General features: G+C 34.1%; 12 protein-coding genes and 1 pseudogene. 7 read left to right on the forward strand and 6 right to left on the reverse strand.

Translation table 11 applies throughout. The annotated features are described in order from the left end of the window. Positions 1 to 162: 162 nt before the first annotated feature. The 7 genes and pseudogenes from FNW52_RS21260 to FNW52_RS01715 all read left to right on the forward strand — a co-directional run. A pseudogene (locus FNW52_RS21260) lies at positions 163 to 267 on the forward strand (hypothetical protein); the annotation flags it as partial. A gap of 15 nt (positions 268 to 282) precedes the next feature. Further along, the gene (locus FNW52_RS21020) at positions 283 to 462 is read left to right on the forward strand and encodes a YegP family protein (RefSeq protein ID WP_255515444.1); all 180 of its coding nucleotides are present in this window, start codon (positions 283 to 285) and stop codon (positions 460 to 462) included. A gap of 689 nt (positions 463 to 1,151) precedes the next feature. Next, a complete protein-coding gene (locus tag FNW52_RS01695; RefSeq protein ID WP_143375690.1) occupies positions 1,152 to 4,355 on the forward strand; it encodes a SusC/RagA family TonB-linked outer membrane protein in 3,204 nt (1,067 codons plus the stop codon). A 10-nt stretch (positions 4,356 to 4,365) separates the two neighbouring features. Next, positions 4,366 to 5,826, forward strand: coding sequence for a SusD/RagB family nutrient-binding outer membrane lipoprotein (locus tag FNW52_RS01700; protein ID WP_143375691.1), 1,461 nt, complete (start codon positions 4,366 to 4,368; stop codon positions 5,824 to 5,826). Between the two features lie 104 nt (positions 5,827 to 5,930). Then, the gene (locus FNW52_RS01705) at positions 5,931 to 6,299 is read left to right on the forward strand and encodes a hypothetical protein (RefSeq protein WP_143375692.1); all 369 of its coding nucleotides are present in this window, start codon (positions 5,931 to 5,933) and stop codon (positions 6,297 to 6,299) included. Positions 6,300 to 6,783: 484 nt separating this feature from the next. Next, entirely contained in the window at positions 6,784 to 7,596 is an 813-nt protein-coding gene (locus tag FNW52_RS01710) for a zinc-dependent peptidase (RefSeq protein ID WP_143375693.1), read from the forward strand. 100 nt (positions 7,597 to 7,696) lie between these two features. Further along, the gene (locus FNW52_RS01715; protein WP_143375694.1) at positions 7,697 to 8,119 is read left to right on the forward strand and encodes a CBS domain-containing protein; all 423 of its coding nucleotides are present in this window, start codon (positions 7,697 to 7,699) and stop codon (positions 8,117 to 8,119) included. A 56-nt stretch (positions 8,120 to 8,175) separates the two neighbouring features. Here the strand turns inward: FNW52_RS01715 and rpe are convergent, their stop codons facing one another. From rpe to FNW52_RS01745, 6 genes are all read right to left on the reverse strand, one after another. Then, entirely contained in the window at positions 8,176 to 8,838 is a 663-nt protein-coding gene (rpe, locus tag FNW52_RS01720; protein ID WP_143375695.1) for a ribulose-phosphate 3-epimerase, read from the reverse strand. 355 nt (positions 8,839 to 9,193) lie between these two features. Next, positions 9,194 to 10,057: an RNA polymerase sigma factor RpoD/SigA gene (locus tag FNW52_RS01725; protein ID WP_026707723.1), complete on the reverse strand. Its 864-nt coding sequence runs from the start codon at positions 10,055 to 10,057 to the stop codon at positions 9,194 to 9,196. A gap of 213 nt (positions 10,058 to 10,270) precedes the next feature. After that, positions 10,271 to 10,510 carry a hypothetical protein gene (locus tag FNW52_RS01730; protein ID WP_143375696.1) on the reverse strand — a complete coding sequence of 80 codons (240 nt, stop codon included), beginning with the start codon at positions 10,508 to 10,510 and terminating at the stop codon, positions 10,271 to 10,273. Between the two features lie 368 nt (positions 10,511 to 10,878). Continuing rightward, on the reverse strand, positions 10,879 to 11,625 hold the full coding sequence (locus FNW52_RS01735) for a LytTR family DNA-binding domain-containing protein (protein WP_143375697.1): 747 nt from the start codon (positions 11,623 to 11,625) through the stop codon (positions 10,879 to 10,881). Position 11,626: 1 nt separating this feature from the next. Next, positions 11,627 to 13,159 carry an ATP-binding protein gene (locus tag FNW52_RS01740; RefSeq protein ID WP_255515447.1) on the reverse strand — a complete coding sequence of 511 codons (1,533 nt, stop codon included), beginning with the start codon at positions 13,157 to 13,159 and terminating at the stop codon, positions 11,627 to 11,629. Positions 13,160 to 13,462: 303 nt separating this feature from the next. Beyond that, a complete protein-coding gene (locus FNW52_RS01745; protein WP_143375699.1) occupies positions 13,463 to 13,858 on the reverse strand; it encodes a hypothetical protein in 396 nt (131 codons plus the stop codon). Positions 13,859 to 13,958 lie beyond the last annotated feature (100 nt).

A 13,958-nucleotide genomic window follows, 5' to 3' on the forward strand; every position in this document is an offset into this window, starting at 1 on the left:
ATTGAAAAAACAAAGATTTTAAAGTGTGAATAAGGTCAGTAAATAAAAGTAAAAATGGAGTAGAAATCAAAAGTTACGGTTTAAACACAAACGGATTTTTATTAATAATATATAATTAATTTATAAATGGAAAGATTTGTAATTATGAAGAATACAGATGGTATGTTTCGATTTAGTTATAAAGACAAGCAGGACCGGACAATTTTTTGTAGCGGAAGTTACACAAGGAAAACAATGTGCATAAAAGGTATTTATTCTGTAAAGTGCAACTCACAGGATAGTATGAAGTTTAATAGGAAAAAATCACCAAACGGTAATATGTTTTATTTTAATATCAAATCTTCTAATGGTAAGGTTATCGCTATAAGTGAGTTGTTTGAAGAGAAAGAGATACGAGATTTTCATATTACGTCCATAAAAAGTGGTGTTCTAAATGCGGCTATTGAAGACTTTTATAGTTAAGATTAAAAAAAAATGAATGAAGTTGGTAATCTTAAAATTGAGTTTAGTGAATGTAAAGCATAATCTAGAGAATGTAATTACAGTATAAGTTTCTTGTTATTTTTAATTGATTTTGAATTAGTAAATAAACTTTTTTTATAACAAGAATGGAAAAGCTACCCTTAATAGGTAGCTTTTTTTATTTCATCTGTCATTTGAGCCTGTGAATTATCGTTTATTTTGATACAATCTTTAGTTGTAAATTTAAAAGGGAAGTAAAAGACAATTGCTGTTTTTTTTAATTAGGAATTTTCGGATGTAATTGTTTGTAGATTAATATTTTTAAACTAATTGGTGGTTTGTCTCAGTGATTTCCGTTGTGTTAAATTTAATACAATTTTAATATAAATTTAATATTGATTTAAATAAAACATTTTTATAAAAATATAGCGTGACTCTTTTTTCTTAATTATTTAAGATTAATAATTGTTTTTTAATTTTTTTAATTTTAATTGTTCATTGGGTTGTTTTGTGATAAAAACGCATCTTTTTGTGTTAAAATGTTATAATTATTGTTGTATTTTATGTTTTTAAAAGTGTATTGATTTTTTTTTACCCAAAAAAATAACGCTTCGTATTTGTATCCCATTTCTCGCTACAAGAAATTATTTTAAAGTTTGCGGTATATTAATTTTCAAAAATTTAAAATAATGAAATTAAATTTCAATGGATTCTTAGTACTTCTAGTAGTACTTGTGGCGCAACTAACTTTTGCGCAAGAGAGATCTGTTTCAGGAATTGTTTCCGACAATGCAGGTATGCCTTTACCAGGGGTGAGTGTATTAGTAAAAGGGACGAAGAATGGAACTCAATCAGATTTTGATGGTAAATATTCTATTAAAGCTACTCCAAACGATGAATTGGTGTTTAGCTATGTTGGGATGAAGGCTATTGAAAAACCAGCTAGTTCAACAACATTAAATGTAAAACTTTCAAGTGATGCAACACAATTAGAAAGTGTAGTTGTAACAGCTCAGGGTATCAAAAGAGAAAAAAAATCTTTGGGTTATGCCTCACAACAAATCAAAGGGAGTGATTTGAATGGAGGAGCACCGACGCCAAACGTTGCCAATCTTTTACAAGGAAAAGCAGCTGGTGTTGAGATCACAAGAAATACTAACTTTGGAGGTTCTACGAATGTTGTAATTCGTGGTAATAAATCATTAACTGGTAATAATCAGGCTCTTTGGGTTATTGACGGAGTGCCAATTGACAATTCAAATACAAACTTCTCAAGCCAACAAACAGGTGGTGGAGGTTATGATTATGGGAATGGCGCATCTGATATCAATCAAGAAGATATCGAAAGCGTAAATATCCTTAAAGGAGCTGCAGCAACCGCCTTGTATGGTTCAAGAGCAGCTAATGGTGTTGTAATGGTTACTACAAAGAAAGGGAAAACTAAAACTGACAATTCAGTTGGAGTGACTTTCTCTACTGGTTTTACAAATGGAAGTATTGATAAATCAACTTTCCCAGAGTACCAAAACAAATATGGTTCAGGTTATGGATTTGGTTCTTCATTTTTAGGAACTGGAACACCTGACACAGTAGATACTTCAAACGATGCTTCTTATGGAGATAAATTTGATCCATCTATAATGGTTTATCAATGGGATGCTTTTACTCCATCTTCTTCAAATTATGGAAAAGCTACTCCATGGCAAGCGGCTAAAAATGGTCCGGCTACCTTTTTTAATGATGCGCACACTTTTACCAATAGCATCGCTTTCGAAAAAGCAACAGACAGATCTAGTTTATCTTTATCTTACTCAAATTTCAACCAAACAGGTATAATGCCAAATAGTGAGTTGAAAAAAAATCAATTGAGTGCTCGTTTCAGTCAAAAAATAACAGACAAATTAACAGCTAATGTTTATGCTGCTGTGACTTTGCAAAACACTGTAGGTAGAAACTCAACAGGATATAATGACAACATTATGGGGACATTCCGTCAATGGTGGGAAACCAATGTTGACATTAAAGCTCAAAAAGATGCTTATTTTAATTCTGGTGGTCAAAACGCAACATGGAACTTGTCTGATCCAACAGATGTAAGTGGTCTAGTGCCGATTTATTGGGATAATCCTTATTTTACGCGTTACAAAAATTTCTCATCAGACGAAAAAACACGTTTGATTAGTTATGCTTCCCTTAACTACGAAATTACTCCTTGGATGTCTGCAATGGGTAGAGTTTCTTTGGATACTTCTAAACAACTTCAAGAAGAACGCAGAGCAGTTGGTTCGGTTGCTTCAGGATTTGGTCTTTCCCCAGTTGACGAAACATCTGGTTACCAAAGATACGATATTAATTTGCAAGAAATTAATTACGATGTTATGTTGAATTTCAACAAAAAAATCGGAGAAGATATAAGCTTAACAGGTGTATTGGGATCGAATATAAGAAGACAAAGTGTTGACAATGTATTGGCATCAACAATTGGAGGTTTAGTTGTACCTGGAATTTATTCATTAGCTAACTCAAGATACGCATTACCTTTCCCTGTAGAAACAAAAACAGCTGCTGGAGTTAATGGCCTTTATGCTCAAGGGTCTATCGGTTACAAAAGTACTTATTTTATAGACGCCTCTGTGAGAAGAGATGTGTCATCAACTTTACCGCAAGGGAACAATTCTTATGTTTACCCAGCTATTTCGGGAGCAATAGTATTCTCTAATTTAGTAAAAGTAGACTGGTTGAATTTAGGAAAATTCAGAGTGAATTATGCCGAAGTAGGAAATGACGCTACAGCTTTAAGTTTAGTAAATACTTACAACAGAAGTTCAAATTTCCAAGGTCAACCGATTTATTCTCTTCCAAATACCAACAAAAACCCAGATCTTAAGCCAGAAAGAACAAACTCTTTTGAAGTTGGTTTAGAGTCAAGCGTTTTAGATAATAGATTAGGTTTTGACGTTACATATTACAAAACAAAATCTATCGATCAAATCGTTTCTGGGGCAGTTTCTTCGGCTTCAAACGTTACTAATGCTGTTGTAAATGGAGGAACCATCAACAATGAAGGTTTTGAAGTTCAATTAACAGGAACTCCGATAAAAACGAAAGATTTTAGCTGGAATATTACCGTAAACTGGTCTAATAACAAAAGTACAGTAGTTGCTTTACCTAATGGATTAGAGAATCTGCAATTAGCTTCTTTCCAAGGTGGTGTAACTTCTAATGCAACTCCAGGAGAACCTTATGGAACATTAAAAGGGACCAATTATATATACACGAATGGACAAAAAACTGTAGATCAAGCTACAGGTAAATACATGATCTCAAGTACTTCTGATAAAATTATTGGAAACATTAATCCAGATTGGATGGGTGGTATTAGAAACAAATTTAATTATAAAAATGTGTCTTTAGGATTTTTAATTGACACTCAACATGGTGGAGATATCTTTTCTTTAGATATGTATTACGGTCTTGCAACAGGTCTTTACAAAGAAACTGCACTTGGTAACATTAGAGAAACTGGTGTAGTAAATCAAGGTGTAGCACCTGATGGGACTGCAAACACTATGACTGTAGTTAACCCAGGTACATTTTCTAATAATTACGGTTATTTAGCAGCACCTAACAAAGCATTTATTTATGATGCTTCTTACGTTAAATTAAGAGAGGTTTCTATTTCTTATAATTTTCCAAGAAAAATGTTTGACAGAACCTTTGTCAAAGACGCTACGTTAAGCATATTGGGGTCTAATTTATGGATCATCAGTAAAAACTTGCCTTACGCTGATCCAGAAAGTGGTTTGTCTTCTGGAAGTAGATCAAGAGGTTATTCTACAGGGTCACTTCCTACAACAAGAGATATTGGGTTTAACTTATCGTGTAAATTTTAATACAATAAAAATGAAAAAAATAATATATGTTTTAGGGATATTAATTCTCACGGCTTCATGTAACGAGGATAGTCTTACTAATCTAAATACAGATGAAAAAAACCCATCTATAGTACCTGCTTACACGTTGTTTACTAATGCAGAGAAAACTACGGCTGACCAAGTTACGAGTACCAATGTAAATAGGAATATTTTTAGATTGGTAAATCAACAATGGACAGAAACAACGTATTTGGACGAATCAAACTACGAATGGACAACAAGAAAAATCTCTGATAGTCACTGGAGTGCCATTTATGCGGGCCCATTGGCGGATTTGAATCAAGCAAAAATATATCTGAATAACGATGTAATTTTGGCTAATGATCCAGACTTTGTCACTAAAACTGCTGTAAAGAAAAACCAGTTAATCTTGATTGATATTTTAACGGTTTACAATTTTCAAATATTAGTAGATACTTTTGGTGATGTACCTTATACTGAAGCTTTGCAAGGATCTGCAGATTATTTACCTGCATATACTCCTGCAAAAGAGATTTACTTAGATCTTATCAAACGTTTGAATACTGACATAGCTACTATTGATGTTGGCAATGCGGCATTTGGTACTGGGGATGTAATTTATGCTGATAATCTAAACCGTTGGATAAAGTTTGCCAACAGTATTAAGCTTAAACTAGGGGTAAATCTTAAATCTGCTGGAGACGCTACAGCTGATGCTATTATTACATCAGCTACTGCAAATATTATTGATTCGAATGCAGACAATGCCAAAGTAGCTTACATGCATGATTTACCGAACACAAATCCACTTTATGTAGATATGGTTTTCTCTGGAAGACATGATTTCGTGCCAGCTAAGCCATTTGTTGACGCGTTAAACACATTAGCTGACCCGAGAAGAACTGCTTATTTTGCCCAAAACAAAACACCTTATGTTGGTGGTGTAGTAGGTGTTAAAAATACTTACTCTAGTTTTACTCACGTAAGTGATAAAATTCAAGCTCAAGAATTTAGTGCAACTTTATTGGACTATGCTGAAGTTGAATTTTTATTGGCTGAGGCTGCAGCAAGAGGTGTAGCAGTAGCTGGTTCTGTTGACGCACACTACACTACTGCCATTACTGCTTCTATGGCAGACTGGGGCGTAGTACCAACAGACATAGCAACTTATTTAGCTAAACCTGCTGTTGCTTATGCTACAGCTGTTGGAACTTGGCAACAAAAAATTGGTACTCAAGCATGGTATGCTATGTTTAACAGAGGTTTTGAGGGATGGACATTTACAAGAAGATTAGATTTCCCTGTGCTTACTGCTCCTGCTACCGCAGCTCCAGCATCAAACGGAAAAGTTCCTGTAAGAATGACTTACCCAATTAGAGAACAAACTCTAAACCCTACCAATTACAAAGCTGCTGCAACTGCAGTTGGAGGAGACTTCTTATACACACCGCTTTTTTGGGATAAATAATCTTTAAAATATAAAACATGAAAAAATATATAAAACAAATCGCTCTACTCTTCTTATTTGTTGCTTTTGCATCTTGTACTGAGAATTCTAGTGATGACATTAATATGCCAGCAGCAAGTGGAAGACCAGTACTTGGAGCAAGTACAAATCCTGCAAGAGTCTCAGGTGATGCGAAATTTAAACGTACAGACATAGGAAAACCTATTTTTATCTACACTTTTCTTAAAGAAGGTGTAACATTAAAATCACTTACAGTTTACAACAACACTGCGGCTAGTGGTCCTGTAGTAGTTGGTACTAAAGTATCTGATACAACAATAGATGGAGCGACTGCATCGTTTAATTCTTCTACATTAAGTACTGACCCTGCATTTAGTGCTACTGGAAATAAAACAATTCGTTTGGCTTTTGTTGCTACTTTTTCAGATGGCTTAACACTTACAAATGGTGCTGTACTAACAGTAACTCCATAATATCAATTTTTATTCAACTAATCTCTATTCTTAATAGTTGATTAGATAAAAGGAGTAATTTCTTTATTTTAAAACCACCAGCCGTGCTGGTGGTTTTTTTATATAAAACTTTTAGTTTACTTTGGCTTGTGGGAAAGTAATGTAAAATGTTTTTTATATTCTGAAAAAAAAGAAGATTATTATTCGTTGATTTTTGAAACAAAAAGTGTGGAATAGTTAAATTGAGAAAGATGAATATTACCTTAGAACAAGCCGAAAAAATAATGGTAGTAGCATAGCAGAAAGCAGTTGAATTAAATGCTAAAATAAATATTGCAACAGTAGATTGTGCTGAAGCAGGAATTGAAACTCTTTTAGTATAGGTTTACTTGTTTAAACTAGTTCGTACAGGATGATGTACTGATTCCTCAAATAAAAAGTATAAATTGTTTTAAGTTTTGGTATCTATTAAAATTAAAACTGTACGTTAAATTAAATCAATTTTATGGAAAACATTATCCTTATTTTTACTTTTATTGTTTTTCTGATTTTTTTAGGTCTTTTTGTACGTGTTATTTTTATGTTTCTGGAATACTGCTTCGGCTTAGTATTTGACAGACCCTTCTTTGTTCATTTTTACCTTTTTCCGAAGAAAATTACCCCCGCTGCATCACACTTCTTAAACACTCAATTTCCTTTTTATATAGGTTTGTCTGATAGGAAGAAAATTTATTTTGAGCATAGAATTGCTAGTTTTATAGAGAAATACGAATTTGTAGGTCGTAAAAACTTTGTAATTACCGAAGAAGTAAAAATATATGTTGCGGCCACATATATCATGTTGTCTTTTGGGATGCGTGAGTATCTTTGCGATGTTTTAGATAAAATAATAATTTATCCATCCGTCTATTTTTCAATGATTACCAAACAATATCATAAGGGAGAATTTAATCCCAAGGCGAAAGCGGTTGTTTTTTCTTGGGAAGATTTTCAAAAAGGATACGATATTACAAATGATAATCTGAATCTCGGAATTCATGAATTTGCGCATGCATTGCATTATCATGGTTTGCAAAGTAATGATAATGGTGCGATGCTTTTTTCTAGAATGTATAGTATTATTAGTGAAGAAGTCAGTGATTCAACTGTTAGGAAGCAACTAATTCAATCCAACTATTTTAGAATTTATGCTTTTACCAATCAGTTTGAGTTTCTTGCTGTGATACTCGAACACTATTTTGAAACCCCTTTGGAATTTAAAAAACAGTTTCCCCATCTTTATAAGAACGTCTGTTTGATGTTGAATATGAAGCCTTAATTTATTGGCTAAATTATACTTTATGGCTTAAGGTGATAAACATCATATTTTGGATTGATTTTCTTTTTTAAATTTGGGTATAATTTGAAGAAGAAGAGCTATGAAACATCGAGTGCCAGTGTCGGCTATTATGACAAAGGATATTATCAAATTGACTATTTTAGATGATTTGACAAAAGCGGAGTCTCTTTTTAAACACCATAAAATTAGACATATTCCGGTAGTAAGCGGAACTGCCATAATAGGAATGTTGAGTTATACCGATTTGTTACGCATCTCTTTTGCAGATGCTATCGATGATGACGAAGAGGTTGTAGATACGACGGTTTATAATATGTTTACGGTAGAGCAGGTGATGGCCAAAAAATTAATTACCATTTCTCCAGAAACTACCATTAAAGAAGCTGCAGAGATTTTGGCAGGCAACGAATTTCATGCTTTGCCAGTTTGTGAAGGAAGTTTATTGGTTGGAATTGTAACCACGACCGATCTTATTAAGTATTTGATTGATCAGTATAAATAAAGGGTTGTTATGAAAAAAGTCCCAATGCTACTATGAGTATTGGGACTTTTGTATTTTTATATCGCTGTCATTTTTTTTAAATCGGCGGTGGCTTGAGTTGGGTTTTCGGCTTTAAAAATATAGCTTCCAGCAACTAAAACATCTGCACCTGCTTCAACTAACTGAACGGCATTTTTGTTGGTTACACCTCCATCTATTTCTATTAAAGTGTTCAGTCCTTGGTCGGTAATCATTTTTTTAAGTTTTCGAACTTTGTTGTATGTGATTTCTTCGAATTTTTGACCTCCAAAACCTGGGTTTATAGACATTATCAAAACCATATAACATTCTGAAAGTATGTCTTCAAGAACGGAAACAGGAGTGGTCAAATTTAAAACAACACCCGCTTTGCAACCTGCATTTTTTATTTGTGTTAACGTACGGTGCAAATGAACAGTAGATTCGTAATGTACAGTGATGATGTCTGCTCCAATTTTCGCGAATTCTTCAATGTATCTTTCTGGTTTTTCAATCATCAAGTGAACATCCAATGGTTTGGTAGCGTGTTTCTTGATCGCTTCGATAACAGGCATTCCGTATGATATGTTTGGTACAAAATGACCGTCCATTACATCTATATGAAACCAATCGGCCTCACTGTTGTTGATCATTTCTATGTCACGTTGCAGATTTGCAAAATCGGCAGCCAGTACAGAAGGGGCAATTAATGTGTTTTTCATTGTGAAGTTGTTTTGTTGAGACGCACTACTGTACGTCTTTACTAGTTTGTAGTTTTTTGCAAAATTAGTTTTTTTAACCGCAAAGGCGCAAAGATTTTCGCAAAGATCGCAAAGATTAACGATTTTTTTTGATTTCTGATTGGAACATAAAGAAAATACATTGAATCCTATGATTGTCTAAAAAAATAAAACTCCGGTAATCAGCCGGAGTTTCAATCATCAATCAAAAAACGAACAGTTAATCAGACTGTTGTTCATTTTGAATTAAAAGATTTAAAAAGTAAAGTATTTAAAAATTTTAATTTGGGGATATTTTGTCATCCTGAGCCGATTCTGATAGCTATGGGAAGAAGGATTAACCTAAATACGTTTTTAATATTTTACTTCTAGAAGTATGTTTCAATCTACGGATTGCTTTTTCTTTGATTTGACGTACACGCTCACGAGTTAGGTCAAAAGTTTCGCCTATTTCTTCCAGTGTCATTGGGTGTTGATCGCCAAGACCAAAGTACAAACGAACCACATCAGCCTCTCTTGGAGTTAATGTTTCTAATGAACGTTCGATTTCGGTACGCAATGATTCGTGGATTAATTCTCTGTCTGGGTTTGGAGATTCTCCTGAACGCAATACATCGTAAAGGTTAGAATCTTCTCCTTCTACAAGAGGGGCATCCATAGATAAGTGACGACCAGAGTTTTTCATGGACTCTTTTACATCATTTACAGTCATATCCAGTTCTTTTGCAATTTCCTCAGCAGATGGTGGACGTTCATTAGATTGCTCTAATAATGCGTACATTTTGTTGATTTTATTGATAGAACCAATTTTATTTAAAGGCAAACGAACGATACGAGATTGTTCTGCCAAAGCTTGAAGTATCGATTGACGAATCCACCATACGGCGTATGAAATAAATTTGAAACCACGTGTTTCATCAAAACGTTGTGCTGCTTTTATCAATCCAAGGTTTCCTTCGTTGATCAAATCGGGAAGGGTAAGTCCTTGATTTTGGTATTGTTTGGCTACCGAAACTACGAAACGTAAATTGGCTTTTGTTAATTTCTCTAAGGCTCTTTGGTCCCCAGCTTTAATCTTTTGAGCTAATTCTACCTCTTCGTCAGCGGTAATAAGGTCAACTTTTCCAATTTCTTGTAAATATTTGTCTAATGAAGCAGTTTCACGATTGGTAACCTGCTTGGTAATTTTAAGTTGTCTCATGTTTTTGTCTCCTCAATTTTTTAAGTGTACAAATGGTTATACGTAAGGAGTTTCAAGAAAGTTACAAAAAAGGTGTTGTTATTTTAAATATAACCCAAAAAAACGGGTCTCAAAAGAATGAAACAGGTTGTGCTAGCGAATATAATTGTTTGTTGGAAAGCTTATTGTAAACAAGAAATAGCATTAGATGGTATTGGCTATTTTTTGGGCTATTTATTTCATTTCTTCTAAATTGATAATTCTATCAAATATTTGTTTTAAGAATACAATCATAAAGAATACACCTGTTACTAAGATTATATGATCGTTACTTAGTGTTAAAGGTTCGTCTATAATGTCATATAAGCTCGGAATAATGATGCATAATGACGCTATAAGTCCAATCCAAGGATTGATTTTGTTTAAAATAGTTTTGAATTGCATATAGGTGTGGTTGTTAAGTTCTAGTCTCAAGGCATTCTGTATTTGCGAGTTTTTTTTTAAGTATGTAAAATTACTCTAGATGCTACTATTTTATGGTTTGATTGTTATGAGAGCTACTTTCGTTGTTATGAAGTCGCAATGATATGGAATGGGTTTTATTTTTTTGCGATTGGTGATTTAGTGGGGAGATTGTTTGGTTCTTCGCAAAGACGCACGCAATGACACTGGCAAAATCATTGCGAGGTTCCGATAGCTATCGGAAGAAGCAACCGCACTAACACGAGTTACTAGAGAAGATTATAGAAACGGATATGCTAAGTGAGATTGCTTCTTCCGATAGCTATCGGAACCTCGCAATGACCCGTACTCGCAATGACATACGCACACAAAAACCAATTTTACGACAAAATATTCATTTTCTTGATGAAATCTTTATAGGTATCGCTTAGGTTTATTTTGTGATTTCCTTTGAGGATGATGAGGTTATCGGCAAGGATGATTTCTTCTATTTTATCGGTGTTAACGATGTAGTTTCTGTGGGTTCGGGTGAATTTGTCTTTGTCGAGGAGGGCGCTGATTTTGGTTAGCGAAATCAAGATCACAAATTTTTCTTTCTCGGTGATGATGTTGCAATAACGGTCTTCGACTTCGATGTAGAGAATGTCTTGAAGGGCTACTTTTTTGAGGGCGTTTTTCTTTTTGATGAACATATAATCATTGCTGATTACGGTGTCTTGGTCTTCACTCAAAAAAACGTTGGTTTGCTCGTAGAATTTTTCGACTGCCATTTCTAGGGCGTAGAGAATTTCTAGCTCGTTGAAGGGTTTCATCAGGAAGCTAAACGGCTTGGTGAGTTTGGCTCTCTCAAAAATCTGACGGTCTTGTGAGCTGGTCAAAAACACAAAAGGCTTGGAGGCGTTGGGCACAATGTTGATGGTCTCGGCAAAGGTAATTCCTTCTGGTTTCCCGTCTAGGAAGACATCGATTACGATGATGTCAACCGTGTTTTGGTAGAATAATGTGAGGGCATCAGTGTAGTTTGTGGCTACGCCAACAATATTGTATTTGTTGGCTAGCAGCACTTTGCTCAGTGCGTCACTTTGCTCTGGGGTGTCTTCTATAATAAGTACGTTTATTTTGTCCATTTTATTGAGTTTTTGGGAACGTCAATATCATTTTGGTTCCTTGGTTGAGTTGGCTTTCTATGGCTAGGGTGCCGTTGTTTTTCTGGATCATTTGTTTGCACAATTGCATGCCTAGCCCTGTTCCTATAATCTCGGAGTTGCTTTTTTTGGCTAATAATTCGTTGTCTTGCAGCAACTCGTTTATGGTTTCTTGGCTCATTCCTAGCCCGCTGTCCTGTAGCCCGAGTTGGCAAAAAGCAGTGTTTGTCTCTACGGTATAGATGCTGATTGTACCGTTCTCGTGAGAAAATTTGATAGCATTATCAAGCAGGTTACGCAATATGATTTTTAGCGAATCGAGATCTACCCAGACAAAACTATTTTTAGAAACGGCATTCTCAAAAGTAATGCCTTTATCGAGCAGTAGCGGTTTGTAGTTGTATTCTATTTGTTGTACGATGGAATACAAATGCACCGAATCTTTGCTGAAATACAATTGTTTGGTTTGCAACATAGCCCAGTGAAGCAAGTTGTCTAGCAAACTATAGGCGCCGTTTGCAATGACGCTATTTTGGAGTAGGAGCTGGTCGAGCTCGCTGTAGTTTTGGGTTTCTAGGGATTTGGTTAATTTGGCATTGCTGGTTTTTAGGGCATTGACGGAGGAACGCAAATCGTGACTTACTATAGAAAACAATTGATCCTTAGTAGCGTTGAGCTCGTCTAGTTTTTCTTTTTGAGTAAGTATGATTTTGGCATTTTTTACTTTTTGGGCATAGAGATAAACGCCTCCTATTAATAGCAACAGCAAGCCCAGTGCCGAGTAAAACAGCGTATTACGTTGGGTGTCTTTTAGTTTGTTCTCTACCTTAAGAACTGAGATTTGTTTTTGTTTTTGCGCTACCGCATATTTTTTCTCGTAGTCTGCGAGTGCCCAGACATTGTTTTGGTTGTTGAGAGAATCTTTCCATTGCTCGGACTCTTTTCTATAGGCTAAGGCTTCTTTGTAGTTACCTCTGTTTTCTTCGACAGCAGACATGTTTTTAGCAGCCTCTTTTTTTTTGTCAAAATCTTTGACTTTTTTAGATAAAGCATAAGTTTTTTTAAAATAGGGAATTGCTTGTTGATCTTTGTATTGCATATAGTATAAATTAGCAATATCCAAATACAAATATATTAGCGATGCAGTGTCTTTTTCTTTTTCTTGCAACACTTTGCTTTTAAAAAGATATTCTTCTGCTTTTTTAAATTGATTGAGATGCAAATAACAGATGCCTATGTTGGTGTAAATAACACTTATTTTATAAGTTTGTTTGTTTGAAATGGGTAGTTTTTCTACTTCCTTGAAATATTTTATTGCTTTTTCGTATTCTTTTAATTCTAATGAAATTTGGCCTAAATTTTTATTAACTAAAGGATAGAGCTCGAATTTATTGGACACTATAAGCATTTCTGTTTGAGCTTCTTTAAAAAGTTTTTTCTCTCTTAAACTATAACCTCTAAAAAAATGACAATAATCTTTTAATTCTTTGTTTTTACTAGAAATTAGTTGCTTCATTGAATACACTAAAGTGGAGTCCCAATTGTTTTTAATAAAGAAAATTTGAGCTTTATTAAAGTTAGTTTCACTTTTAAATTTTATAGTTTTTTTTTGTAAAATTTGGTTTAAAGTTAAAATAGTTGGCTGTATTTGGCAAAAAATATGAAATGAATAAAAAAACAAAATTGAAATATAAAATAATTTTATTTTTAACATTTTACGAATTCTTTAGGTTTTAGTATATTTTTATAACAACATCGTTTAATTTTTCAAACTTGAAGCTTGATTAACTAAACGATGTGAGTTTGTATTTTAAATAAGTTAGTTCTGAACTCCAGTAGAAGTTCCCCTAGAAGTCTCCGGATCTAAGTTTTTCATATAAGATTCAATAGTTTTTATTCCACCCACAGTACCGGAGGTGTAGTCTACTTCTACGTACCATACGTCGCAGGATTCTGGGGTTACTTCGGAGAAATCATAATCGTATTTCATCGTTAGGATAGTTCCAGATTCTGTAGGGATTTCTACTGTCGGAGGAGTAGTATCATCGGAGTTTATGTATAATGTAGCTCTGGTTTTTAGAGTTAACGATCCACCAGGTGGGGTGTAGAATTTTGCAGAGATTAACGGTGCTACTGGGTAACAAACCGTTGCTGGACTTTGAAATACAAAAGGTTCTGTGTTGATACGTGTGATCTGAATAATTGTGTAGGCCATAATAATTGGAATGATTTAAGATTAATAGGGTTAAAGGTATTTTTTTTCTTTGAATATTAGGTGTTGATTTTGTTATTTTTTCTGAATTTATTAGTTTTTT

This window comes from Flavobacterium sp. ZT3R18 (genome assembly GCF_007097385.1).
Taxonomy (GTDB): domain Bacteria; phylum Bacteroidota; class Bacteroidia; order Flavobacteriales; family Flavobacteriaceae; genus Flavobacterium.